Genomic DNA, 24,794 nt, shown 5'->3' with positions numbered 1-24,794 from the left:
CGGGGGCGGGACGCTCGGCGCAGCGCGTCCGCGTGGCGGGACGGTTCGTCCGGTGCGGTGCCTCGTATGGGACCCTGTCCTGCATGAATGATCAGTCCACCCGCGCCGCCGCGCCCGCCGAACAATATGTCCTGACCCTCTCCTGCCCGGACAAGCAGGGAATCGTGCACGCCGTGTCGAGCTACCTCTTCATGACCGGCTGCAACATCGAGGACAGCCAGCAGTTCGGCGACCACGACACGGGACTGTTCTTCATGCGCGTCCACTTCTCGGCGGAGGCGCCGGTGACCGTGGACAAGCTGCGCGCGAGCTTCGCGGCGATCGGTGACTCCTTCCACATGGACTGGCAGCTCAACCGGGCCGAGGACAAGATGCGGGTCGTGCTGATGGTCAGCAAGTTCGGCCACTGTCTGAACGACCTGCTCTTTCGCGCGCGGACCGGCGCGCTGCGCGTCGACATCGCGGCCGTGGTCTCCAACCACACGGACTTCGCCGAACTCGTGGCCTCGTACGACGTCCCCTTCCACCACATTCCGGTGACGAAGGACACGAAGGCGCAGGCCGAGGCGCAGCTGCTCGAACTGGTCCGCTCCGAAGGGGTCGAACTGGTCGTGCTGGCCCGCTACATGCAGGTGCTCTCGGACGACCTGTGCAAGCAGCTCAGCGGCCGGATCATCAACATCCACCACTCCTTCCTGCCGAGCTTCAAGGGCGCGAAGCCGTACCACCAGGCGCATGCGCGCGGTGTGAAGCTGATCGGCGCGACGGCGCACTACGTCACCGCCGACCTCGACGAGGGGCCGATCATCGAGCAGGAGGTCGAGCGCGTCGGCCACGACGTGACGCCCGACGGGCTGGTCGCCATCGGGCGGGACGTGGAGTGCCAGGCGCTGGCGCGCGCGGTGAAGTGGCACGCCGAGCGCCGGATCCTCCTGAACGGCCGCCGCACGGTGGTGTTCGCGTAAGACACCCGGCGGCTTCGCCCCCGGCCCCGGAGATCGTTTCGGCCGCGGGCGGACGGGGGCGGCCTACATGCGGCTCAGGGACGCGGCGGCGAAGAGTACGTCCCTGATGGCCTCGCGGTCGCCCACCTGACCCGCCGCCGCCTCCTGCGGCGACACGTGCCCCGCCGCCAACCGACAGAACTCCACCCCGTCCAGCGCGACATGCGCGACCTCGTGCTCGGCGGAGGCGACGCTCGCCGGGGAGTCGAGCGGGATCAGCCACTCGCCACCACCGGAGCCCTCGATCTCCAGACGCAGACTGCGCCCGGGCGCCCCGGCGGCGACGAGCCGGCGGGGCGCCGGAGCCGACAGCCCCGCCCGCCGCCGCTCGGCGAGCGACACGGGCAGCATCCGAGCCGCCAGGTCGATCATCCGGTGCAGATGACGCGGCGCGGGCGGCTCGTACGGATAGTCCACGGCATCCGCGATGTCCCCCGCGTGCACCCAGCACTCGAAGGCGCGATCCAGCATCGAGTCGCTGAGCGGCAGTTCGAAAGCGCCGTACGACACGGCGAGCCGCCCGGAGCCTCCGCCCGCGAACGACACCGTACGGACGAGTTGGTGACTCTGCTCCCGCCAGGGCGCGCGCACGGACCGGGTGGGCGGGAAGTGCGAGGCACGCCAGTACGCCTCGGTGCGCTGCGAAGGAGTCGGGGTGCCCGCAGTCCCCTTCACCCCGGTCTTCCCGCTCGTCGCTCCGCCGAGCGGGTCCTCCAGGCCCAGCGCGACCCCCACCAGCCCGTCCACGGAGAGCAGATGCGCGATGACCCCGGCCACGGTCGTGCGCCGGCTCACGGGCCCGTCGCCCTTGAACCAGCGCAACCGCACCGGCGCGTGCCACTCCGCGTCTCCTATGTCCTGCAACAGCGCGTCGAGCCGCGCGGCCTCCGCGTCGTAGGGCGCCGCCCACTCGGGCACCGGGATACGCGGCGGACGCCGGTCCAGGCAGCCCTCCAGGACCCGGGTGCGCAGCGTCGGGTCGAGATCGAGGCTCTCCGGCGGGTGCAGCAGCCCGACCGCCTCGCGCAGCCGCAGCGCCTCGTCCGCGCACGCACCGCACTCCCCGAGGTGCTCCTCGACCGCCGCCGTCTCCTGCGCCGAGCAGGCGGCCAGCGCCCACGCGCCCAGCAGCGACTTCAGCACCCGGTGCTCCAGGACGAGCGGCGCGGGTTCCGGCAGCGGCAGTCCGGTGTCCTCGACGGAGGAACGCGGCATGGGGATGCGCGGCGGCTGCCCCGACCCTGCGGGCCCGGCGGGACCGGTGAACCCACCGCCGCCACCGTCCCCGGCGTCACCCCCGCCTCCGTCCCCACCGTCCCCTCCACCGCCCTGCTCGTTCGCCTCCTTCGCCTCCTTCGCCTCCTTCGCCTTCTTCGCCTCGTGCTCGTCGTGTTCGGCGACAGGTTTGTCGAAAGGCTCGTCGAAGGGATCGAACCGGTCTGTTCCTCCGCTCACCGCGCACCTCCGTATTCGGGCGGCGTGCCGGAGAGCCCGGCGTCGTGGGCGGTGGACAGCAGTTGCAGGCCGAGACGGAGCCGGCGGCGGGCCTCGTCCTCGGTGACGTCGAGGTCGGCGGCGGCCTGGCGGTAGTCGCGGCGCTGGAAGTACGCCAGCTCCAGGGCGGCCCGCAGTGGGGTCGGCATGGACGTGACGATGTAGTCCGCGCGGGCGGCGACGGAGGCGCTGCGCACCTTGCGTTCCAACTCCTCGGTGGTGCCGCCGCCGTCCAGGGCGAGCGCGGCGGTCTCGGTGGCGCGCAGCCGCTGCACGGCGAGCAGGTGGGTCAGCGTGGCGATCCAGGAACGCAGGGGACCCTGTTTGGGGTCGTACGACTCGGGGTTCTGCCAGACGTGGGCGAACACCTCGCGGGTGATGTTGTCGGCGGCCCGCTCGTCGCCGAGTACGCGGTGTGCGAGGCCGTGCACGAGCGAGGCGAACCGGTCGTAGAGCTCACCGAGCGCGGCCGCCTCCCCGCGTGCGAGCCGCTGCTGCATCTTGCGGTCCCAGCGGGGCGGTGCGTCCTTCGTCGCCATGCGGCCCCCTCACTCTGCTCCTGCCCGGCGCCTGTCCCTGCGTCCCTGTCCGTACCTGTCGGCGGCCGGCGTCCCCGTCCAGCCTGTGTGCATCGCTGTTTCGAATGTAGTCGGCACGTCCGACAGCGCACGCCCCTTTACGTCAATGTGCGCCCCTGGACGGGGTGCGGATGGTAGAAGCCCACCGCTTCCCCCCTTGGATTCGATCGAACTAGACCGTACGTGACCACTAGACGACCGAAACAGCTCGGTCCTCCAGCATTTTCGACCGTAGACCGGCGTTTCATCGACCGCGTACCGGTGTTTCATGGAACGACGGTGGGGCAGCCGCGCTGACAGGAAGCGTAAGACGTGCTTCCGTTTTTCGGCGGGCGAGGCGAGCGGGAGGCGTTGTGGTGACGCTCAAGGTGACCGACGACGAGTGGGGCGAGTGGGGCGAGTGGGCCGTGCTCCGAGTGTCGGGCGAGATGGACCTCGTGACGTCTCCGGTGCTGCGCCGGCGGGTGCACGAGGCGGTGGCGGAGGGTCGCCGCAGTCTGGTCCTCGACCTCTCCGAGGTCCTCTTCTGCGACTCCAGCGGCGTCGGCGTCCTCATCGCGACCCGCCGCCTGGTCCGCTCCTGCCAGGGGCGCCTGCGGCTGATCCTGCCGGCGCAGGGCGCGTCGGACGTCTCCCACGTCAACCGCGTTCTCGGGGCCCTCGGAGTGCGCCGCCTCTTCGACGTCTATCCGGACGTCGTCTCGGCCGTCGACGAGGAGTCGAGCCCGCTGTCGGCGTGAGCCCGCGCCACACAGTTGTCCGGGAATTCCCTCGGTCTTGGCACAACCGTCGTTTTCCCGCACCCCGGGTTGCCCGGGCGTCGTACGCTCCGTGCCAGATGAAACCGCAGTCCGGCTGAGATTCCGGCTGAGTTGTAAGGCGGTCCGAGAAGACCATGGTCAGTACCGAGTACGAGCGCAGGATTGCCGCCCGCTTCGCCGGCTTCGACCAGGACGGCAACGGCTACATCGACCGGGAGGACTTCAACGCCGCGACGAAGGCGGTTCTCGCCGAGTTCGGTACGCCGGCACGGTCGGACAAGGGTCAGGCCCTGTACGTCGGCGCGGAGGCGTTCTGGCAGGGCATGGCGGGGATAGCGGATCGTGACGGCGATCAGCGCATCACGCGGGAAGAGTTCGTGAACGGCGCCGTGAAGCGGCTGCGGGACAACCCCGACCGCTTCGGGGAGATCGCCCGTCCCTTCCTGCACGCGGCCCTCGCCGTCGCGGACACGGACGGGGACGGCGCGGCCACGGTCGAGGAGGCCGTCCGCGTACTCAGGGCCCTGGGCGTGCCCGACGGCGTCGCCGCCGTGGCCGCCGCCACGCTCGACACGGACGCCGACGGCCGGATCGGCGAAACGGAGGTCGTCACCTCGTTCGCCCGCTACTTCACGGTCCCGGAGTAGACCCCTACGGCACCCGCACTCCCACTGGCCGTCCGGTCCCCACCCTCACCCCTCCCCCGAAAACCGCTCCCTGAGCTTGTACTTGAGTACCTTCCGGAGTGTTTCGTTGCGGGGGAGGGCGTCCACCACCTCCAACTGCTCGGGGAGCTTGTGGACGGAGAGTCCTTCCCCGCGCAGGTACGAGACCACGACGGCGAGCGTCAGTTCGGCGGCGCCCGGGGGCTGTTCGACCACGGCGCAGACCCGCTCACCGCGGTCGGCGTCCGCGAGGCCGATCACCGCGACGTCGCCGACGGCCGGGTGCCGGTGCAGCAGGTCCTCGATCTCCTTCGCGGAGATGTTCTCGCCCTTGCGGATGATGACGTCCTTCAGACGTCCGGTGAGCACGAGATGCCCGCTCTCCGTCAGATGACCTACGTCACCGGTGATCAGGAACCCGTCCTCGTCGAAGGCCTCGGCGGTCTGCGCCGGGTCCAGATACCCCTGGCAGACGGCTTCCCCGCGCAGCCGTACCCCGCCGTCCACGATCCGTATCTCCATGCCCGCCGGCGGCCTGCCCTCCGTCGTCGCGAGGTTCTCGGCGGTGTCGTCCGGCGCCCCCATCGTGATCATCGGGACCTCGGTCATCCCGTACCCGTGGGTGAGCTGCACGCCCATCTCCCGTACGACGGAGTGGTACACCTCGGGCGGCTTCGGCGCGCCCCCGCCCGCCAGCAGCCGTAGCGTGGGTATGACCGGCTCGGACGGCCGCTTGCGCTGCTCGGCGAGGAACATCGAGTAGAACGCCGTCGAACCGCCCGCCACCGTCACCCCGTGCCGCCGGTACTCCGCCAGCGCCGCCGGCAGCGCGAAGTGCTCGAACATCACCGCGGGGAAGCCGTACAGCAGCAGCATCACCGTGTAGTCGGGCCCGGCGATGTGCGCGTACGGGAAGGCCATCGAGCCCACGTCGTCGGCCGACAGGTGCAGCGCGTGAGCGAGACACGACCCGCCCGCGATCAGCGAACGGTCCGTGTGGAGTACGCCCTTGGGGTCGGACGTCGTCCCCGAGGTCCAGTAGATCCAGCGGACCGAGGTGCCCTCGGCGGGCGGCGCGGGCAGCACGGCGGGATCGCCGTCCGGCAGCACGTCGTACGCCTCGAAGACACCCTTCGCACCGAGCCGCCGCGCCATCGCCGTGTGGTCGAAGCCGCGCCACTCGCCCGGTACGGCGAAGTACTCGGCCTTGGACTCCCTGAGCGCGAAGCCGACCTCGCGGTCGCGGTAGAAGGGGATGACCGGGGACTGCACGGCACCCAGGCGGGCCAGGGCGAAGGACAGCAGGGCGGTCTCGACACGGGTGGGCAGCTGCCAGGCGACCACCGTGCCGGGGCGTACGCCCATGTCGTACAGGCCCGCCGCCACCCGCTCGGCGCGGTCGCGCAACGCGCCGAAGCTCAGGGTGCGGTCGCCCTGGAGAAGGACCGGGCGGTCGGGGGTGAGGTCGGCCCGGCGGGCGACCAGATCCCAGAGGGTGCGGGATGCGCTCAGTGCGTGGGCGGTGTCGTTCACGGCGGCGGCCCCCTGTGACCGTGATGCAGCTGACGGACAGTCAGATCGTGGGCAGAGCGTAGGGCTCGGCGCCTTGTCGGTCCAGGGGTGCGGGACTAGCCTGCTGGGGAAGTGGGAATCTGACGACCCATCAGATATGTACGCCAGGCGGAGGGGAACCATGACCGAACTGCCCCGCATCATCAGCGTCGACGACCATGTGATCGAGCCCGCACACCTCTTCGAGACCTGGCTGCCGAAGAAGTACCAGGACCGGGGACCCAAGCCCCTCACGGCCGGGATCGGTGAACTCGCCTACGTCGGCGGCAAGTACCAGATCACCATGGACCCGGACGGCCCGCCCACCGACTGGTGGATCTACGAGGACCTCAAGTTCCCGTACAAGCGCAACATCGCCGCCGTCGGCTTCGACCGCGACGAGATGACCCTGGAGGGCATCACGCGCGCGCAGATGCGGCGCGGCTGCTGGGACCCCGTCGAGCGGCTCAAGGACATGGACCTCAACCACGTCGAGGGAAGCCTCTGCTTCCCGACCTTCCCCCGCTTCTGCGGGCAGACCTTCGCCGAGGCGCACGACAAGGAAGTGGCACTGGCCTGCGTGCGCGCGTACAACGACTGGATGGTCGAGGAGTGGTGCGGCGACAGCGGCGGCCGGCTGATCCCGCTGTGCCTCATCCCGCTGTGGGACATCGAACTGGCGGTCGCGGAGATCCGGCGCAACGCCGCGCGCGGAGTGAAGGCGGTGACGTTCTCCGAGATCCCCACCCACCTCGGCCTGCCCTCCATCCACTCCGGCTACTGGGACCCGTTCTTCGCGGTCTGCCAGGAGACGGGGACGGTCGTGAACATGCACATCGGTTCCTCGTCACAGATGCCCGCCGCGTCCCCGGACGCGCCGCCCGCCGTACAGGCCTCGCTGTCCTTCAACAACGCGATGGCCTCGATGATGGACTTCCTGTTCAGCGGGGTGCTGGTGAAGTTCCCGCGCCTCAAACTCGCCTACTCCGAGGGGCAGATGGGCTGGATCCCGTACGCCCTGGAGCGCGCCGACGACGTCTGGCAGGAGCACCGCGCCTGGGGCGGAGTCCGGGACCTCATCCCGGAGCCGCCCTCGACGTACTACTACCGGCAGATCTTCTGCTGCTTCTTCCGCGACAAGCACGGCGTCGCCTCGCTGGACGTCGTGGGACGGGACAACGCGACCTTCGAGACCGACTACCCACACGTCGACTCGACCTTCCCGCACACCAAGGAGGTCGCCCTCGACCATGTGAAGGGCCTCGACGACGAGACGATCCACAAGCTGATGCGCGGGAACGCCATCCGCATGCTCGACCTGGACCTCGACAAGTAGCGGGCCCATGGATCTCACGTACACCCCCGAGGAGGAGGAGTTCCGCGCCCGGCTGCGGGAGTGGCTCGCCGGGGTGCTCCCGTCGCTGCCCCCGAAACCGTCCCCGGACGACTGGCCCGGCCGGCGGGCGTACGACCTCGGGTGGCAGCGGATGCTGTACGACGCCGGGTACGCGGGGCTGCACTGGCCCGTCGACGCCGGGGGCCGGGGTGCCACGCCGACCCAGCACCTCATCTACCTGGAGGAGACGGAAAAGGCGGGCGCCCCCTACGTAGGGGCCAATTTCGTCGGACTGCTGCACGCCGGGCCGACCATCGCCTCCGAAGGGACCCCCGCACAGCGGGCGCGCTGGCTGCCGCCGGTGCTGCGCGGCGAGGAGGTCTGGTGCCAGGGGTTCAGCGAACCGGACGCCGGTTCGGACCTCGCGGCACTGCGCACACGCGCGTGGCGGGACGGCGACGACTACGTAGTGAGCGGGTCCAAGATCTGGACCTCCCACGCCGAGGTCGCCGACTGGTGCGAGCTGCTGGTCAGGACCGACCCGGCGGCCCCGAAGCACCGCGGGATCTCGTGGCTGGCGATGCCCATGGACGCGCCCGGGATCACCGTCCGGCCACTGCGCACCCTCGCGGGCTCGACCGAGTTCGCGGAGGTCTTCCTCGACGAGGTGCGGGTGCCCGTCTCACACCGGGTCGGCGCCGAGAACGACGGCTGGCGCGTGACCATGGTGACCCTGTCGTACGAGCGCGGTACCGCCTTCGTGGGCGAGGTCGTGGCCTGCCGACGGGTGCTGGGAGAGGTCGCGCGCGAGGCCCGCAAGAACGGCCGCTGGGACGATCCGGCACTCCGGCGGCGGCTGGGCGGGCTCAACGCCGAGTTCCGCGCGCTGTGGCGGCTCACGCAGTGGAACGTGAGCGAGGCACAGAGGAACGGGGGAGTGCCGGGAGTCGGCGGTTCGGTTTTCAAACTGAGGTACTCACACGCGCGGCAGGAGCTGTACGACGCCGCCGCCGAGGTTCTCGGGCCCGAGGCGCTGGACCTGGGCAGACAGTGGACCCTCGACCGGCTCAGCTCCCTGTCGTACACCATCGCGGCCGGCACCTCGCAGATCCAGCACAACATCGTGGCCGAGCGGATCCTGGGCCTGCCGAAGGGACGGTGAGCACTCCCCCGTGGACTTCCAACTCACGGACGACCAGCGAGCCTTGAAGACAGGCGTGCGCGGGCTGTTCGCGGCGCGGTTCGGCCGGGAACGGCTGCGCGCCGCCGTGGACGAGGGGCCGAGGCTCGACCGGGCCCTGTGGCGTGAGCTCGGCGAGGCGGGGTTCTTCGCGCTGCGCCTGCCCGAGGCGGACGGCGGCGTCGGGCTCGGCCTCCCGGAGGCGGTGCTCGCCTTCGAGGAGGCGGGGCGGGTCCTGCTGCCCGGCCCGCTGATCGCCACGCATCTCGCGGCGGGCGTGGTGGACGGGGCCGCCACCGGGGAGACCGTGGTGACGGCCGTCGACGGCGGCGGCCTGGTGGAGTGGCTGGCCGAGGCGGACGTCGTACGCGGGGACGCGAGCGGCGCCGAGCCGCTGCGGCCGGTGGACCCACTGACGCCGCTGCACCGGGTACCCGTATCCGGCGTTGCCGAGCCCCCGGACGTGCGCCCCGTGGGTTCCACCGGCGCACTCCCCCGGGCTCACCTCACTTCGCTCTTCACGGCGGCCGAACAACTCGGCACCGCCGCCCGCGCCTGCGACACGGCCGTGCAACACGCCCGGACCCGCGAGCAGTTCGGGCAGCCGATCGGGGCCTTCCAGGCGGTCAAGCATCTGTGCGCCCAGATGCTGGTGCGGGTGGAACTGGCGCGCGCCGCGGTCTACGCCGCCGCCGTCACGGCCGACCCCGTGGACATCGCGGCGGCCCGGCTGCTCGCCGACGAGGCCGCCGTGCGCGGCGCCCGCGACTGCCTCCAGGTGCACGGCGGCATGGGCTTCACCTGGGAGTCCGACGTCCATCTGTTTCTGAAGCGGGCTTGGACGCGAACCCAACGCACGGGCGCGGCTACGGAGAGTGAGGAATTGTTGGCGGCCGACCTGGTGTCCGGAGTGGGCCGATAGGGCTCTGTGCAGGCACGGTCCGGAAAGGGGTGCGATGAATGTCGCGGATCGTGGCATACCGGAATTACGGAGCGTTGATATCGGGTTGTGTCCTACGCGTGACTTGTCACGGCCTGGAGTCGGCGGCGGGCTCGGGTACCTTGTGTGAGATGCGAGTGGTTCCGAGATCGAGCCATCCCGGTGTTGCCCCTGAGGCCGCGCCGGATCCGGCGATGCTCGCCGCTCGCAAGGCAGTGCGGACCCCCGCGACTGCCTGTTCGACTCCCCGTGGCGAGCGTCGCACAGTATGCCGCACGCGTACTCCTTCGCGCTGGAATATGCCCGAAGCGCTTGTTGGGGTGACTGTACGTCAACCATGCTGTCTCTCAAGGGAATCACGTTCCGTGATCCTGGTTCTGGTCATGCAGGTCATGGCCACGATCGTGGCCCTCGTGAGGCGCGAGGCGATGTGTCCGCCGGTTCGGATGGTGTGAGCGGTGCAGGTGCTTCAAGTGCAGCTGGAGATCCGGCCCGACCCCGCGGAGGTGGGGCGAGCTCGGAGGTGGGCCCGTTCGCGGCTCGCCGGGTCCGGGATAGGGGTCGATGAGCCGCTCGCCGAGACGCTGATCCTGCTCGTCTCCGAACTCGTCACCAACGCCGTGGTGCACACCGGCTGTCCGGCCGTGCTGCGGCTGTCCCTGCCGGGCGTCCTCGGTGAGTCCATCGGGACCGTCCGCCTGGAGGTGGCCGACTCCAGCGCCCGCCCCCCGGTGCCCCGGCATGCCGAGGGCGACGAGACCAACGGCCGCGGCCTGGAGTTGGTCGACGGTCTGGCGGACCGCTGGGGCTGGAATCCCGAGGGTGCCGGCAAGAGCATCTGGTGCGAGGTCGACCGCTGTGCGCAGGGCGCCCGGGCGGGGGCCGCGTACGCGGCTTCCTCCTGTGAGGGCTTCGCGTACGAGGCGTACGAGGCGGTCTAGTCCGCGTCCGCACCCGCTCCCGTACCTCTGGTGCGGGAGCACGGTTCGTGCATGTGTGCACGTGTTCCGTTTCCACGGCCCGGGTCGGGGCCGAGTGCGCCGGGATGTGCTTCCGTGCGCGCCGTCGCAAAAGGCGCGTAAGTGATAATTCCCCGATCGGGTGTTGACGTGGCGTGTCCGTTTGATCACGCTTGTGTTCAGCGATTCGCCGCGAGGGGACGGCGAGGGTTTCGGTGACGGGAGCCCTCGGCGAGTGCGGGTCGTGATTCGGCGTCGGCTCCTACCGGGTCAGAGGGAGCAGGGCGGGTACGCCGGAACCGACTGGCGGCGCGCGATGCCGTGCTCGGGGCGCGCAGTGGCGCGCCGCCAGCCGACCCATTCCCCGGCCGCCGGCCGACCCTTTCCCCGGCCGACCCTTTCCCCTGTCACCGGTCGACCTTTCCCCGGGGGCTCCAGGGGCTCATCTCAGAGGATGGCCACCGGTGCCACGGGGGTACCCGTGCCGCCGACGAAGGGTTCCGGCATCGCGGACAGCAGGAAGGCGTAGCGATTCTCTTGTCCACAGGCTGTGGACAACTTTTCGAGATTCCAGTTCTGGCCCTGCAGCATCCCCATCTCGACCAGGTCGAGCGCGTGTACGGGCAGCCACAGGTCCTCGATTTCGGGAGGGAAGATCTCAAAAGTGAGAGTGTCGTTCGCGACGGCCGCGACATCGCGCGCGTGGAACCACTCCGGCGTACGGATCGACAGCCCGGGTGACGGATACCCGTACGCGTGCTTGTCACCGGCCAGGTAGACCTGGATCTGTCCGGTCCGTACGAGCACGATGTCCCCGGACCGCACCCGCGTGCCCGCCAACTCTTCCGCCGCGTCGAGGTCTTCGGGGGTCACGGCATGCCCGCCGTCGAGGCGGTCGACGCCCCGCGCGCGCGGGATGTCGAGCAGGACGCCTCGCGAGACGAGGTGCCGGGGCTTGTCGATGCCGCTGAACTCGGCGCCGCCGTGCGGGGTGATCGTGCCGGCCGGGCGGCCGTTGTAGAGCTTCCCGGAGTGCGAGACATGGGTGAGCGCGTCCCAGTGGGTCGCCGCCTGGAGCCCCAGGGTCACGGCGTCGTCGCTGCACGCGACCGTTCCCGGACCGAAGATCTCCTGGTTGATCTGCACCATGACGTGCAGCGGATTGATCCGCCCGGGGATCATCCCGGTCTGCACGCCGTCCTGCTGGAGAGGGAGCGCGAGCGGAACACGCCGCCCCGTGCGGACGCAGGCGACGGCCTCTCGTACCACCTCGTCGGTGATCAGGTTCAGGGTCCCGATCTCGTCGTCGGCGCCCCAACGCCCCCAGTTGTTCACGCGCTTGGCGATGTCGTGGAACTCGACCGGAAGTGACATGAGTCCTCCGCGGGGCTTGTCTCCGGGTATCTGACGGGTCGTAGAATCCGAGGAGACCGAATCTAACGGACCGTCAGAAACTGCGGGAAGGGGCCGGACGTGGGGAACTTCTTGGCAGGAAAGGTCATCGCCGTGACAGGGGCGGGCCGCGGGATCGGCCGCGCCGTCGCGCTCGCCGCGGCGGCCGAGGGCGCACGGGTCGTCGTCAACGACTACGGGGTGTCCATCGAGGGCGCCGAGCCGACCAGTTCGATCGCCGACGCCGTGGTCAAGGAGATCGAGGCGGCGGGCGGGGAAGCGGTCGCGGTGGCCGACGACATCTCCACGATGGCCGGCGGTCAGCGGGTCGTCGACGCGGCGCTGACCTCGTACGGGCGCATCGACGGAGTGGTGTGCGTGGCCGGCATCCTGCGTGAACGGATGCTCTTCAACATGTCCGAGCAGGAGTGGGACCCCGTCGTCGCCACCCACCTCAAGGGCACGTTCACGGTCTTCCGGGCGGCCTCTGCGGTCATGCGCAAACAGGGCGCGGGCACGCTGATCGGCTTCACCAGCGGCAACCACCAGGGCTCGGTCGCGCAGGCCAACTACAGCGCGGCGAAGGGCGGGATCATCTCGCTGGTCCGCAGCGCGGCACTGGGCCTGCACAAGTACGGGGTGACGGCGAACGCGGTGGCACCGGTCGCCCGTACCCGCATGTCGGCCAATGTCCCCATGGAGCTGAAGGAGATCGGCGAACCGGAGGACGTGGCCGCGCTGGTGGTCTACCTCCTCTCCGACCGTGCCCGCGAGGAACGCATCACCGGGCAGGTCTACACGATCGCCGGCCCGAAGATCGCGGTGTGGGCACAGCCGCGGGAGCTGCGCGCCGGATACGCGGACGGCGGCCCCTGGACTCCCGAGCGGATCGCGGACTTCCTGCCGGGGACCGTGGGCGTGGACCCCATGCCCCTGCTGGAACAGGTGGAGGCGATGGCGCGGGCGGCCGCGCAAAAGGCGCGGCCGAACGCGTGAGGTGCCGTTGTTCTGTTGGGCCCGTGGGCGAGGGGGACACATGGAGTTCGGATTCGACGCCGAGGACGAGGCCTTCCGGCGTACGGCACGGGACTGGCTGACCGCCCACCCGGTCGGTGAGCCGGTCGTCCGGCAGGACTGGGAACGGGAACTGGGCCGGGGCGGCTGGATCGGCCTCGGCTGGGCGGAGGACGGATACGGCAACCGGCGGGCGAGCCTGACCCAACAGGTCGTCTGGGCCGAGGAGTACGCCCGTTCCAGGGCTCCGGCCCGCTCCGGCCATATCGGCGAGAAGCTCCTCGCCCCCACCCTCATCGCCCACGGGACCCCGGAACAGAAGGCCCGTTTCCTGCCCCTGGTCGCCCGCGGCGAGGAACTCTGGTGCCAGGGATACAGCGAGCCGGGCGCGGGCTCGGACCTGGCGGGGATCCGTACGGCCGCGGCACGGGACGGCGACACGTACCGCATCACCGGCCAGAAGATCTGGACCTCGCTCGCCCACGAGGCGGACTGGTGCTTCGTCCTCGCCCGTACGGAACCGGGGTCGGCCCGCCACCACGGCCTGTCCTTCCTTCTCGTCCCGATGGACCAGCCGGGCCGCGTCGAGGTCCGCCCGATCCGCCAGCTCACCGGCACGAGCGAGTTCAACGAGGTCTTCTTCGACGGGGCGGTGGCCCGCGCCGAGCATGTGGTCGGCGGCGTGGGCAACGGCTGGCAGGTGGCCATGAGTCTCCTCGGTTTCGAACGAGGGGTCTCGACGCTGGCCCAGCAGATCGGCTTCGCACAGGAGTTGGGGCGGGTGATCGAGACGGCCGTCGCCACGGGCGCGGCGGCCGACCCGGTCGTCCGCGACCGACTCGTACGCCAGTGGGCGGAACTGCGCACGATGCGCTGGAACGCGCTGCGGACGCTGGGCGGTTCGGGCGACGCGGGCGCGCCCAGCGTCGCCAAGCTGCTGTGGGGCCGCTGGCACCAGCGGCTCGGTGAACTGGCGGTACGGGTGCGGGGCGGGCAGGCCGCGACCGGCCCCGCGGACTGGTCGGCCTCGGCGCCGTACGAACTCGACTCCTCCCAGCACCTGTTCCTGTTCAGCCGGGCCGACACCATCTACGGCGGCTCGGACGAGATCCAGCGCACGATCATCGCCGAGCGCGTGCTCGGCCTGCCGAGGGAACCCAAGGGCTGAGGGAGTCGCGATGCGAGGCGTGATCTTCGACGGCAAGCGGACGCAGGTCGTGGACGACCTGGAGATACGGGACCCGGGGCCCGGCGAGGTGCAGGTCGCGATCTCCGCGGCCGGCCTCTGCCACAGTGACCTGTCGGTGGTGGACGGGACGATCCCCTTCCCCGTCCCCGTGGTCCTGGGGCATGAGGGCGCGGGGGTCGTCGAGGCGGTGGGCGCGGGCGTCGGCCATGTCCGCCCCGGCGACCATGTCGCGCTCTCCACGCTCGCCAACTGCGGGGCGTGCGCGGAGTGCGACCGGGGGCGGCCGACGATGTGCCGCAAGGCGATCGGCATGCCGCGGCAGCCGTTCGCACGGGGCGGGCGGCCGCTGTACCAGTTCGCGTCCAACTCCGCGTTCGCGGAACGGACGGTGGTGAAGGCCGTCCAAGTCGTCCGCATCCCCAAGGACATCCCCCTCGCGTCCGCCGCGCTGATCGGATGCGGAGTCCTGACGGGAGTGGGCGCGGTCCTCAACCGCGCGAGGGTGGACCGGGGGGACACCGTCCTCGTCATCGGCACCGGCGGCATCGGACTCAACGTTCTCCAGGGCGCGCGGATCGCGGGCGCACTGAAGATCGTCGCGGTCGACGCCAACCCGGCGAAGGAGGCCGTGGCCCGGCGCTTCGGCGCCACGCACTTCCTGACGTCGACGGAGGCCGTGAAGGACATCCTTCCCACGGGCGCGGACCACGCCTTCGAGTGCGTCGGCCGCGTCGAACTCATCCGCCAGGCCATCGACCTGCTGGACCGCCACGGCCAGGCGGTCCTCCTCGGCGTACCTCCGGCCACGGCCGAGGCGTCCTTCCTCGTCTCGTCCATGTACCTCGACAAGTCCATCCTGGGCTGCCGATACGGGTCCTCCCGCCCCCAGCGTGACATCGCCCTGTACGCCGACCTGTACCGAGAAGGCCGCCTCCTCCTGGACGAACTGGTCACCCAGACCTACCCGGTGGAGGACTTCGACAAGGCAGCGCAGGATGCGGAGGGGGGGAGGGTGGCGCGGGCGGTGCTGACGTTCTAGGGGGCGGTTCATTCGGCTGCGGGCGGGTGGGGGCTGGTCGCGCAGTTCCCCGCGCCCCCTAAGAGCGCTGGCGCGCACCGAGGTCCTCGACTCCGGAGGCCCCGGAGGTCCGGAAGGTGCGCCGATACGCGGTGGGGGTGACCCCGAGCACCGCCTGTAGGTGCTGCCGCATCGACTGGGCCGTGCCGAATCCGGCGTCCCGCGCGACCTGGTCGATGGACAGGTCGCTGGTCTCCAGCAGGTGCCGGGCCCGTTCGATGCGCTGCTGGGTCAGCCAATGCCCGGGGCTGACGCCGACCTCCTCGCGGAAGCGGCGCGTGAAGGTGCGTACGGACATGGCTTCCTGCTCGGCCATGTCGCGCAGCTGGATCGGCTCGTCGAGGCGGGCCAGCGCCCAGGCGCGGGCGGCGGTCGTGGTGGCCGCCTGCGGCTCCGGCACCGGTCGCTGGATGTACTGCGCCTGCCCGCCGTCGCGGTGCGGGGGTACGACGGTGCGGCGGGCCACGTCGTTGGCTACGGCGGTGCCGTGGTCACGGCGTACGAGATGGAGGCACAGGTCGATTCCCGCGGCGACGCCGGCGGAGGTGAGGACGTCGCCGTCGTCGACGAAGAGCACTTCGGCGTCGACCTTGATCTCCGGGAAGAGCCGCTGGAAGTGCTCGGCGTGCATCCAGTGGGTGGTGGCCGGCCGGCCGTCGAGGTAGCCCGCGGCGGCGAGGACGTAGCTGCCGGTGCAGATGGAGACGAGGCGGGTGCCGGGGCGGATGTGGGCGAGGGCGGCGGCCAGTTCGGGTGTGAGGATGCCTTCCTCGTGGACGGGGCCGAGTTCGTAGGAGGCGGGGATGACGACGGTGTCGGCGGTGGCGAGGACTTCGGGGCCGTTCGCGACGAGGACGGCGAAGTCGGCGTCCGTCTCGACGGGGCCGGGCGGCCGGACCGAGCAGGTGACGATCTCGTACAGCGGGCGCTCGTCCGCGTCGCGAGCCTTGCCGAAGATGCGCTGCGGGATGCCGAGCTCGAAGGGCAGCAGCCCGTCGAGGGCGAGGACGACGACGCGGTGGCGAGGCCGCGTACCGTGAGAGGCCATGGCCCGATCCTAGCGAATGCTGTCCTTCGGGCCACTCGTTCGCGAGAGCGGCAGGTCCGAAGCTGTATGTCGTGACCCAGACAACCGAAGCCGCCTCCCCGGGGGGCGCCGCAGCCGCGGAGGACCCCCGCCCCACCGAGCCGTCCGACTCCACCGACTCCGTCGAGCCGACCGACTCCACCGAGCCGACCGGCCCCTCCACCCCCCGCGTCCGCATCCATCGCGCCTGGTTCGTCGCCGCCGTCACCTTCGTGACGATCATCGGTGCGGCGGCCTTCCGTTCGCTGCCGGGTCTGCTGATCGACCCGCTGCACCAGGAGTTCCACTGGTCGCGCGGCACGATCGGCGCGGCGGTGTCCATCAACCTCGCGCTGTACGGGCTGACGGCGCCGTTCGCGGCGGCGCTGATGGACCGCTTCGGCATCCGGCGGGTGGTGGCGGTCGCCCTGATGGTGATCGCGCTCGGTTCCGGTCTGACCGTGTGGATGACGGCCGCCTGGCAGCTGCTGCTCTGCTGGGGCCTGTTGGTCGGTCTGGGGTCCGGCTCCATGGCGCTGGCCTTCGCGGCGACGGTCACCAACCGCTGGTTCACAGCGCGCAAGGGCCTGGTCACGGGCATCCTGACGGCGGCCTCGGCGTCCGGCCAGCTGATCTTCCTGCCGCTCCTCTCCTGGATCGTCACCGAGCACGACTGGCGCCCGGCGGCGGTGACGGTGGCCCTCGCGGCGCTCGCGGTCGTCCCCTTCGTATGGCTGCTGCTGCGGGACCACCCGGCGGACGTGGGCGTGAAGCCGTACGGGTCGGCGGAGTTCGTACCGAAGCCCGCGCCCGTGCAGGGCGCCGCCCGGCGCGCGGTGACGGTCCTGCTCTCCGCGGTCCGCACCGGCCCGTTCTGGCTGCTGGCCGGCACCTTCGCGATCTGTGGCGCCTCGACGAACGGCCTGGTCCAGACGCACTTCGTGCCCGCGGCCCACGACCACGGGATGCCCATCACGGCGGCGGCCTCGCTGCTCGCGGTCATCGGGGTCTTCGACGTGGTCGGAACGGTCGCCTCCGGCTGGTTCACCGACCGCTTCGAACCGCGCAGGCTGCTCGCCGTCTACTACGCGCTGCGCGGCATCTCACTGCTGTTCCTCCCCATGCTTCTCGCCTCGTCCGTGCACCCTCCGATGATCTTCTTCATCGTCTTCTACGGCCTCGACTGGGTCGCCACCGTCCCGCCCACGCTGGCCCTGTGCCGCGAGCAGTACGGCGAGGACAGCGCCATCGTCTTCGGCTGGGTCCTCGCCTCCCACCAGGTCGGCGCCGCCCTCGTCGCCTTCCTCGGCGGTGTGGCGCGGGACGCGTTCGGCTCGTACGACATGGTCTGGTACGCCTCGGGCGCGCTGTGCGCGGCGGCGGCCCTGATGGCACTGGTGATCCGACGGCGCCCCGCGACGGGCACACCCGCGATACCGGCGATCGCCTGACGACTCCGGCACTCCGACCGGGCGGCCTGCCACCGAGCCGGAGGAACCGCCCTTTCGAGCTAGAGGAACCGTCCCTTGTGGAACAGCAGCGGCGCGGCGTCGTCACCGGCGCTCGCGCCGAGCGCGTCCACCCGTCCCACCACGATCAGATGGTCCCCGCCGGTGTGCACCGCGTGGATCGTGCAGTCGACCCAGGCCGCGGCGCCCGCGAGACGCGGCGAACCGGAAACGGGCGCCGCGTCGTACACGACCCCGGCGAACTTGTCCGCCCCGCTCACCGCGAACCCACGGCACAACTCACCCTGGTGCGCCCCCAGTACGTTCACACAGAACACGCCCGCGCGGGCGATCCGCGGCCAGGTCGCCGACGTACGCCCCACCATGAAGCAGACCAGGGGAGGGTCGAGCGAGAGCGACGCGAACGACTGACAGGCGAACCCGGCCGGGCCTGCGCCACCGGTCTCGCCCTCGACGCCCGGCGCGGTGATGACGGTGACACCCGTCGCGAAGTTCCCCAACACCCGCCGAAACGCGGCCTGATCGACCGGCGCGCGCTCATCGTCCCCCACCGCCCGCAGCTCCGGCCGCGGCAGCGCCTCGACGCGCCCCGCGACGGTGGAGGCCCCGGCCGACCTGAGGTAACGGACGGCGGCTGCCGCCATCCCTGCGTGTCCCATCACACCACCCATTGAAGCTGACGATGTGTCAGATAGGAAGGGGCGGGAGCCGGTACGAGCCCGGCGGGAACTCCCGGTCCGGCCCGCGCGTATCTTCGCGACCATGGGGTGGGCAGACACGGCACGCAAGCCGGGACGCACGGGGCTGAAGTGGTCGGACGCCGACGAGCCCGAGCTCTACGTCCTGTTCGGTGATCCCGGCTCGGGGGATCCGCGCAGGCTGAGGCGGGGCTGACTCAGCGGCCTCGGTAGTGCGGGGTTCGGCGTTCCACGAAGCTTGTCACGCCCTCGGTCGCGTCCGTCGTGGTCATGTTGATCTCCTGGGCGGCGGCTTCGGCGGCGAAGGCGGTGCTGCGGTCGGTGTCGAGGGAGGCGTTGACCAGCTGTTTGGTGAGGGCGAGGGCGCGGGTCGGGCCGGTGGCCAGGCGCTCGGCCCAGTCGCGGGCGGTCTTCTCCAGATCGTCCGGCGGTACGACCCTGTTGACGAGCCCGAGCCGCGCCGCGTCCGCCGCCGTCAGCGCGTCGCCGAAGAACATCAGTTCCTTGGCGCGCTGGGGTCCGACGAGACGGGGCAGCAGATACGCGCCGCCGCCGTCGGGGACCAGGCCGCGGCGCACGAACACCTCGATGAACTTGGCGGAATCGGCGGCGAGTACGAGGTCGCAGGCGAGGGCGAGGTGGGCGCCGAGGCCGGCCGCGGTGCCGTTGACCGCCGCGATCACGGGTTTCTCGCAGTCGAGGACCGCGCCGATCAGGCGCTGAGCACCGAGCCGGATCGTGCGGGCCACGTCCCCGGCCACCCGCTCCCCGGCCGGCGGCCCCCCGCGCAGGTCCGCGCCCGCGCAGAAACCACGTCCGGTCGCCGTGATCACGACGGCCCGTACGTCCGGGTCGCAGGAGGCGTGGGTGAGGTGCTGGATGAGGCGTTCGCGCTGGTCAGGGGTGATGGCGTTGAGGGTTTCGGGGCGGTTGAGGGTGATCCACGAGACGTGATTGTCAGTGGCGTGCAGTACCAATGAGTCGACGGGATCGGCAGATTTCTCGGCAGATTTCTCGGCGGATTTCTCGGGGGAGGATGACATGGGGGTGCTCCGGTTTTTACGGGGGGCGGTGCGGCGGGGGCGGGCGATGGCGCGGGGGCTGGGGCGCTGGGGGTCAGCGGCAGACGACCAGCGCGTCCAGGGCCACCGCTCCCTGGCCCCTGGGCAGCACCATCAGCGGGTTGATGTCGAGCTCGGCGATGTCGTCCCCGAGTTCCAGAGCCATCCGCTGTACGCGCATGACGACCTCGACCAGCGCGTCCACATCCACCGGCGGTCCCCCGCGCACGCCCTCCAGAAGGGTCCGCCCGCGCAGCTCGCCGAGCATGCCCCGCGCCTGGTCCTCGCCGAACGGCGGCACGCGGACGGCCGCGTCCCGCAGCACCTCGACGAGCACACCGCCCAGCCCGACGGTCACGGTCGGCCCGAAGAGCTGGTCGTGCGTGACGCCCACGACCATTTCCACGCCCCGCTCGACCATCTGGCACACCAGCACCCCGTCGAGCGAGATCCCCTCGTAGCGCGCGATGTCGGTGAGCTCGCGGTAGGCGTCCCTGACCTGGCTGGCGGAGGTCAGTCCGATCTTCACCAGACCCAGTTCGGTCTTGTGGGCGATCTGGGCGCCGGACGCCTTCATGACCACGGGGTAGCCGACGAGACTCGCCGCGCGCACGGCCGCCGCCGCGCTGGTCACCAACTGCTCGCGCGGCACCCGGATCCCGTAGGCGCGCAGCAGCTGCTTCGCCGCGTGCTCGCTCAGCTGCTGCCCCGGCCGCATCAGCGCCTGCGTCTTGCGGAAGGACGGCGAGGGGGTGCGGGGAGCCTCGTCGAAGGGGGAGCGGTAGGCGGCGACGAACCGGTGGTGGTCCAGGTAGGCGCGCACGGCCGTGATGCAGTTGGCGAAGGTCCGGAAGGTGGCGACCTTCGACGAGCCGAGCAGCGTCTCGCGGTACGCGGCCTCGGTGCCGACCGGCGAGCCCCACACCACGCACACCAGCTTGTCCGTCTGTTCCGCCGCGTCCACCAGGTCCTGCGCGAGCTTGTCGCTCATGGGAGGGAAGGGACCGGTGATCGGACAGATCAGTATGCCGACCTCGGGGTCGGCGAGGATCGCGTCGATGATCTTCCGTCCGCGCCAGTCGCCGACCGGATGCCCGCCGTTGTCGACGGGATTGGTCACGCTCAGGTACTCGGGTATCCACTGGTGCAGCTCGGCCTGCCTGGCGGCGGAGAGACCCGGCAGCGGCAGCCCCGCCGCCGTCGCCAGGTCGGCGAAGTGCGCCCCCGTGCCGCCCGAGATCGAATAGACCACGACACCCTCGGCCCGTGGGGCGCGGGCGCGGGCCAACAGGGCGGCGGTGTCCTGGAGTTCGTCGAGCCCGTCGACGCGGATCACGCCGTACTGCCGCATCGCCGCGTCCACCACCGTGTCGGCGCCGGTCAGCTTGCCGGTGTGTGAGGCGGCGGTGCGGGCGCCGGTCTCGGTGCGGCCGACCTTGACGGCGACGACGGGCACTCCGCGGCGGGCGGCGCGGTCGGCGGCGAGCAGAAAGGAGCGGCCGTCCTTGAGCCCCTCGACGTAGCAGGCGATCGCGCCGATCTCCGGCTGCTCGGAGAAGTAGGAGATGAAGTCGGCGGTCTCGAGGTCGGCCTCGTTGCCGGTGGGCGCCCAGTGGGAGAGCCGTACGCCCAGCTCCTGCATCGCGAACACCGGCCGGCCCTGGTGTCCGGACTGGGTGATGAGGGCGATCGCGGGACCGTCGAGATCGTCGCGGAACTTCTCGAAGGCGTTGAGGTTGGTGTTGGGCCCCAGGAGCCGGAGGCCGCTGCGGCGGACGGCGGCGGCGAGGTGGGCCTGTGCGGCGGCGCCCTCGGCCCCGGTCTCGGCGAACCCGGAGGCGAAGGCGACGGCGAACTTCACCTTGGCCTCGGCCAGTTCCCCGATCACGGGAAGTGGATCGCCGACGAGCAGCACGGCCAGATCGACCTGCTCGGGCAGGTCGGCGAGGGAGGGGGAGCAGGGGATGCCGAAGACGGACCGACGGGTGGGGTGCACGGGGTGCAGCCGGGCGCCGACCCGCTCGGCCCAGGCGATCAGCTGCCGGGTGATGCCGGTGTTCGGCCGGCCCTCGGCGTCCGAGGCGCCGACGACGGCCACGGACTCGGGACGGAAGAAGCGGTCCAGATCGGGTACGTCGGCGTACAGCGGACGGCCGCTGACGTCCAGGTCGTCGACGTCGGCCGGGCGGCCGTGCACGACGGGTGAGGGCTGCTCGCCGCAGGCGATGACGCGGGCCCGGCGGGAGTCGGTGGTGAGGGTGCCGTGGGTTGATCCAAGCATCGGTCCGCCCGCTCCTGTGTGACAGCCAATTAACTGACGCACTGTCAGATTACTTAACTGACGCCGCGTCAGGAACCTTCGTGCAAGCAAAAGGCTGGGCGGCCGGGGATCTGGTTCGTACCCGCCGCGCGGGGCCGGAACCCGTGGGAGTGCCGCACAACCTTCAACTCCCTTTGATCGTCTATGACATGGCCCTGTCGGCATGCGTCGGCCAAGTCATCGCTTCTCTCCTTCTCCTCGCCCTTCTTCTCACCCTGGGGGATGTCATGAGACCTGTCTCCTTCGGCCGCGCGCTGCGGCTCGGAGCCTGTACGACGCTCACGGCCGGACTCGTCACCGTGGGGCTCACCGCCGCCCCCGCGCTGGCCGAGACCGAGTCCGACCAGCTGTGGATCGACGCACCCTCCGAGCAGGCCCTGCCGCTCGGCACGGACGGCGGCGCGCCGCAGAGCCGGACGATCGACGTGGGGATCTACCACGACAACGGCCACTTCACGGTGACCGACGGCAAGGTGAGCGTCGACGCCTCCGGGCTGGCCGGAGTCGGCGAGGTGACCTGGCCGGACAACTGTGCGCCGAGCGGCACGACCGCGGTGTGCAGCGTGCCGGACGTGCCCGTGATCGGGTCCGACTACAGCCGGCAGATCCACCTCGGGATCCGCGCGGCCGACAGCGCGCAGGCCGGGGCGCAGGGCAGGATCACCTACGCGGCGACGGCCACCGGCGGCCCCGACGGCACGCTCACCGCGCCCGAGGACAGTTTCGAGACCGACTTCACGGTCGCCTCGGGCCCCGACCTCTCCCTCGCCCCCGTGGCCGACGTCGAGCACGCGCTGCCGGGTGGCACCGAGACGATCCCCTTCGCGCTGACCAACAAGGGCAACGAGAGCGCGCACGGCGTCAAGGTGAAGATGACGGCCTCGTACGGGCTGGACTTCCTGAACAAGTACGACGCCTGCACCTACACGCGGTCGGGCGGTGGCGAGTACGCGCCGATGACGGACGTGACCTGCACGTTCGACCAGGTGCTGGCACCCGGTGACTCCTTCGAGCTGCCCGCGCCGCTGGAGCTGGCGATCGCGCGGCACGCGCTGAACGACCGGCTGGACCTCAGTGTCGACCCGGCCGACGGCGCGACCGACCTGGCGAGCCGCGACAACTACGCGGCGCTGCAGATCGGCACGGACAACACCGCCGACTTCTCGGTGACCGGCGCCGCGGTCACCGGTACGGCGGGCCAGACGGTGACCGCCCCGCTCACCTTCAAGAACAACGGCCCGGCCTGGTTCGCGAACCTCGGCTCCGGCGACCCGGCCGCCAAGGTCAGGCTGATCGTCCCGACCGGTACGACGGTCACCGGCGTCCCCGCGGACTGCGTTCCGCACACCCTCACGGGCGGGTACTACGGGCAGCGGACGGGCGCCCCGCGTTACGACTGCGCTCTCCCGTACTGGGTGTCCGAGAGCACCGAGCGCACCTACGCCTTCCAGCTGCGGATCGACGCGGCGGTGCCCGGCACGACCGGTGAGGTCAGCATCCATCCCGAGTTCGGCGACTTCGCCTTTGACCCGGACACCACGAACAACACGGCGGCGCTCGCTGTCAACTGACGGTGGCTCAGCGGCAGTGAACAACCGCTCGGTAATGCGGTGACTCAGTGCGCGGCGCGGGTGTCTCCCGTGTCGCGCGCCCCCGTTTTCGCCCCGGTTTTCGTCGCCGCCTTCTCCTGCGCCTCGGCCGCCTTCTCCCTCGCCTTGGCCGCCGCCTTCTCCGCCTTCTCCGCGGTCCTCGCGACCGCCTTCGCGATCTTCTCCGCGTCGAGGGCGAGTTCGCGGAACATGCCGCTGATGGGGTTGGTGAAGCCGGTGAAGTAGAGGCCGGGTGCCTTCTTCGGGGTGCGGGCGCCGTGCACGACGGGGCGGCCCCGCCCGTCGAGGACGTCGAGGTGGCCGACGATGCCCTCCAGGGCGCGTACGTACCCCGTCGCGGCGATCACGGCGTCCGGGCCGATCCGCTTTCCGTCGGCGAGGACGACCTTGTCCTCCTCGAAACCCTCCACCGCGGCCACGACCTCGACCCGTCCCTTGCGGACGGCGTTGATGAGGCCGACGTCCTGGACGGGGATGGAGCCTTCGTTGACGCGGGAGTAGAGGCCGGTGTCGGGGCGGGGCAGTCCCTGCGCCGACAGGTCCGGCACGCTGACCTTGGCCATCGGTCCGGCGAGCGCGTCGACGAGGCGCACCGGCAGCCGTCGTACGACGATCCCGGTGAACTGGGCGGCCCAGCCGGCCGTGGAGCGGCGCACGAGGTGCGGCGCGGTGCGCACGGCGAGCCGTACCCGGGAGGCGCCGCCCTCGACCAGGTCCACGGCGATCTCGGCGCCCGTGTTGCCGACGCCGACGACGAGGACGTCACGGCCGGCGTAGGGGGCGGGGTTGCGGTAGTCGCCGGCGTGCAGGAGTTCGCCGGTGTATGTGTCGCGGCCGGGCCAGTCGGGCAGGCGCGGGGTGTGGTTGTGGCCGGTGGCGACGACCACGGCGCTGCCGGTCAGCTCACGGCCGCCGGTGGCGTACAGCAGCCAGCCGTCACCGCCCGGGGCGGGCTCGACGCGCGAGACCTCGACGCCCGTGACGATCTCCAGCTGGTGGTGCTCGGCGTACTTCTCCAGGTAGCGCACCACGTTGTCGCGGGAGACCCACCGCCCGAAGGAGCGCGGCATCGCGAGGCCGGGCAGGCCGGACAGTCGCCGGGTCGTGTGCAGGTGCAGCCGGTCGTAGTGGCGCCGCCAGGACGCTCCGACCTGGTCGGACTTCTCCAGTACGACGGCCCGTACGCCCTGGGCGCGCAGCGCGTACGCCGTCGCGAGCCCCCCGGGGCCGCCGCCTATCACGTACACGGGGCGGTCTTCGTGCGACGGCACCGGGCGGGATGTGGAGGAAGCAGTCGAGTCGGCCATGAGCGCGAGCGTAATCACGTCGTCACTTGATAGGTCTCGGTCAAGCCCGGAATCGGTTGCGAACTGATCACGGCTGTAGGAGGAGTGGGTGGGGCTGGTGGCGTAGGTCACTTGGAATGCGT

22 protein-coding genes are annotated in these 24,794 nt (G+C 71.0%); 13 read left to right on the top strand and 9 right to left on the bottom strand.

Annotated features, from left to right (window positions below; all coding sequences use genetic code 11):
- Positions 1-83: 83 nt before the first annotated feature.
- Positions 84-965: a formyltetrahydrofolate deformylase gene (gene purU, locus ACFZDJ_RS35315; protein ID WP_054235638.1), complete on the top strand. Its 882-nt coding sequence runs from the start codon at positions 84-86 to the stop codon at positions 963-965.
- 63 nt (positions 966-1,028) lie between these two features.
- Here the strand turns inward: purU and ACFZDJ_RS35310 are convergent, their stop codons facing one another.
- Positions 1,029-2,459, bottom strand: coding sequence for a maleylpyruvate isomerase N-terminal domain-containing protein (locus tag ACFZDJ_RS35310; protein WP_391065100.1), 1,431 nt, complete (start codon positions 2,457-2,459; stop codon positions 1,029-1,031).
- Complete coding sequence (locus ACFZDJ_RS35305) at positions 2,456-3,037, bottom strand: sigma-70 family RNA polymerase sigma factor (RefSeq protein WP_390930529.1); 582 nt, start codon at positions 3,035-3,037, stop codon at positions 2,456-2,458. Before ACFZDJ_RS35305 ends, ACFZDJ_RS35310 begins: the two co-directional genes overlap by 4 nt.
- A 395-nt stretch (positions 3,038-3,432) precedes the next feature.
- Between ACFZDJ_RS35305 and ACFZDJ_RS35300 the strand changes: the two genes are divergently transcribed.
- Both ACFZDJ_RS35300 and ACFZDJ_RS35295 read left to right on the top strand, forming a co-directional pair.
- A complete protein-coding gene (locus ACFZDJ_RS35300) occupies positions 3,433-3,816 on the top strand; it encodes an STAS domain-containing protein (protein WP_168492803.1) in 384 nt (127 codons plus the stop codon).
- A 155-nt stretch (positions 3,817-3,971) separates the two neighbouring features.
- On the top strand, positions 3,972-4,484 hold the full coding sequence (locus tag ACFZDJ_RS35295) for an EF-hand domain-containing protein (protein WP_168492801.1): 513 nt from the start codon (positions 3,972-3,974) through the stop codon (positions 4,482-4,484).
- 45 nt (positions 4,485-4,529) lie between these two features.
- Here the strand turns inward: ACFZDJ_RS35295 and ACFZDJ_RS35290 are convergent, their stop codons facing one another.
- Complete coding sequence (locus ACFZDJ_RS35290; protein ID WP_391065097.1) at positions 4,530-6,035, bottom strand: AMP-binding protein; 1,506 nt, start codon at positions 6,033-6,035, stop codon at positions 4,530-4,532.
- Between the two features lie 160 nt (positions 6,036-6,195).
- Between ACFZDJ_RS35290 and ACFZDJ_RS35285 the strand changes: the two genes are divergently transcribed.
- The 4 genes from ACFZDJ_RS35285 (at position 6,196) to ACFZDJ_RS35270 (ending at position 10,450) form a co-directional block, all read left to right on the top strand.
- Complete coding sequence (locus ACFZDJ_RS35285) at positions 6,196-7,389, top strand: amidohydrolase family protein (RefSeq protein WP_384917349.1); 1,194 nt, start codon at positions 6,196-6,198, stop codon at positions 7,387-7,389.
- A gap of 7 nt (positions 7,390-7,396) precedes the next feature.
- Positions 7,397-8,551, top strand: coding sequence for an acyl-CoA dehydrogenase family protein (locus ACFZDJ_RS35280; RefSeq protein WP_391065095.1), 1,155 nt, complete (start codon positions 7,397-7,399; stop codon positions 8,549-8,551).
- Between the two features lie 10 nt (positions 8,552-8,561).
- Positions 8,562-9,491, top strand: coding sequence for an acyl-CoA dehydrogenase family protein (locus ACFZDJ_RS35275; protein ID WP_391065093.1), 930 nt, complete (start codon positions 8,562-8,564; stop codon positions 9,489-9,491).
- Between the two features lie 476 nt (positions 9,492-9,967).
- Entirely contained in the window at positions 9,968-10,450 is a 483-nt protein-coding gene (locus tag ACFZDJ_RS35270; RefSeq protein ID WP_168509290.1) for an ATP-binding protein, read from the top strand.
- Positions 10,451-10,915: 465 nt separating this feature from the next.
- Here the strand turns inward: ACFZDJ_RS35270 and ACFZDJ_RS35265 are convergent, their stop codons facing one another.
- On the bottom strand, positions 10,916-11,842 hold the full coding sequence (locus ACFZDJ_RS35265) for a cyclase family protein (protein WP_168509289.1): 927 nt from the start codon (positions 11,840-11,842) through the stop codon (positions 10,916-10,918).
- A gap of 99 nt (positions 11,843-11,941) precedes the next feature.
- Between ACFZDJ_RS35265 and ACFZDJ_RS35260 the strand changes: the two genes are divergently transcribed.
- From ACFZDJ_RS35260 to ACFZDJ_RS35250, 3 genes are read left to right on the top strand one after another with little or no spacing between them, the layout of a single operon-like run.
- A complete protein-coding gene (locus ACFZDJ_RS35260; RefSeq protein ID WP_391065090.1) occupies positions 11,942-12,856 on the top strand; it encodes an SDR family oxidoreductase in 915 nt (304 codons plus the stop codon).
- Between the two features lie 40 nt (positions 12,857-12,896).
- Positions 12,897-14,042: an acyl-CoA dehydrogenase family protein gene (locus tag ACFZDJ_RS35255; protein ID WP_391065088.1), complete on the top strand. Its 1,146-nt coding sequence runs from the start codon at positions 12,897-12,899 to the stop codon at positions 14,040-14,042.
- A gap of 10 nt (positions 14,043-14,052) precedes the next feature.
- Positions 14,053-15,102, top strand: coding sequence for a Zn-dependent alcohol dehydrogenase (locus ACFZDJ_RS35250; protein WP_168492786.1), 1,050 nt, complete (start codon positions 14,053-14,055; stop codon positions 15,100-15,102).
- Positions 15,103-15,160: 58 nt separating this feature from the next.
- Here ACFZDJ_RS35250 and ACFZDJ_RS35245 read toward each other — a convergent pair whose 3' ends face one another.
- Positions 15,161-16,189, bottom strand: a complete 1,029-nt coding sequence (locus tag ACFZDJ_RS35245) for a helix-turn-helix domain-containing protein (RefSeq protein ID WP_391065085.1) — start codon at positions 16,187-16,189, stop codon at positions 15,161-15,163.
- A 71-nt stretch (positions 16,190-16,260) separates the two neighbouring features.
- Between ACFZDJ_RS35245 and ACFZDJ_RS35240 the strand changes: the two genes are divergently transcribed.
- Positions 16,261-17,658 carry an MFS transporter gene (locus ACFZDJ_RS35240; RefSeq protein WP_391065082.1) on the top strand — a complete coding sequence of 466 codons (1,398 nt, stop codon included), beginning with the start codon at positions 16,261-16,263 and terminating at the stop codon, positions 17,656-17,658.
- A 59-nt stretch (positions 17,659-17,717) separates the two neighbouring features.
- On the opposite strand, the gene ACFZDJ_RS35235 is transcribed toward ACFZDJ_RS35240, so the two are convergent.
- Positions 17,718-18,335 (bottom strand): flavin reductase, encoded by a 618-nt coding sequence (locus tag ACFZDJ_RS35235; protein WP_390930507.1) that lies wholly within the window; start codon positions 18,333-18,335, stop codon positions 17,718-17,720.
- A 103-nt stretch (positions 18,336-18,438) separates the two neighbouring features.
- On the opposite strand from ACFZDJ_RS35235, the gene ACFZDJ_RS35230 reads away from it, so the two are divergent.
- Positions 18,439-18,570 (top strand): hypothetical protein, encoded by a 132-nt coding sequence (locus ACFZDJ_RS35230; RefSeq protein ID WP_384917379.1) that lies wholly within the window; start codon positions 18,439-18,441, stop codon positions 18,568-18,570.
- Position 18,571: 1 nt separating this feature from the next.
- Here ACFZDJ_RS35230 and ACFZDJ_RS35225 read toward each other — a convergent pair whose 3' ends face one another.
- Together ACFZDJ_RS35225 and ACFZDJ_RS35220 are read right to left on the bottom strand one after the other, a co-directional pair.
- The gene (locus ACFZDJ_RS35225; RefSeq protein ID WP_391065079.1) at positions 18,572-19,417 is read right to left on the bottom strand and encodes an enoyl-CoA hydratase-related protein; all 846 of its coding nucleotides are present in this window, start codon (positions 19,415-19,417) and stop codon (positions 18,572-18,574) included.
- Between the two features lie 73 nt (positions 19,418-19,490).
- Entirely contained in the window at positions 19,491-21,716 is a 2,226-nt protein-coding gene (locus ACFZDJ_RS35220) for an acetate--CoA ligase family protein (RefSeq protein WP_391065077.1), read from the bottom strand.
- Positions 21,717-21,982: 266 nt separating this feature from the next.
- Here ACFZDJ_RS35220 and ACFZDJ_RS35215 point away from each other — a divergent pair, with 266 nt between their 5' ends.
- Positions 21,983-23,326 (top strand): hypothetical protein, encoded by a 1,344-nt coding sequence (locus ACFZDJ_RS35215; RefSeq protein WP_391065073.1) that lies wholly within the window; start codon positions 21,983-21,985, stop codon positions 23,324-23,326.
- Positions 23,327-23,370: 44 nt separating this feature from the next.
- Here ACFZDJ_RS35215 and ACFZDJ_RS35210 read toward each other — a convergent pair whose 3' ends face one another.
- Positions 23,371-24,672 carry an NAD(P)-binding domain-containing protein gene (locus tag ACFZDJ_RS35210; RefSeq protein ID WP_391065070.1) on the bottom strand — a complete coding sequence of 434 codons (1,302 nt, stop codon included), beginning with the start codon at positions 24,670-24,672 and terminating at the stop codon, positions 23,371-23,373.
- Positions 24,673-24,794 lie beyond the last annotated feature (122 nt).

This window comes from Streptomyces sp. NPDC007896 (assembly GCF_042959425.1).
GTDB lineage: Bacteria > Actinomycetota > Actinomycetes > Streptomycetales > Streptomycetaceae > Streptomyces.
The sequence above is the reverse complement of the archived record's forward strand: the minus strand, read 5'-3'. Positions and strand labels throughout refer to the sequence as shown.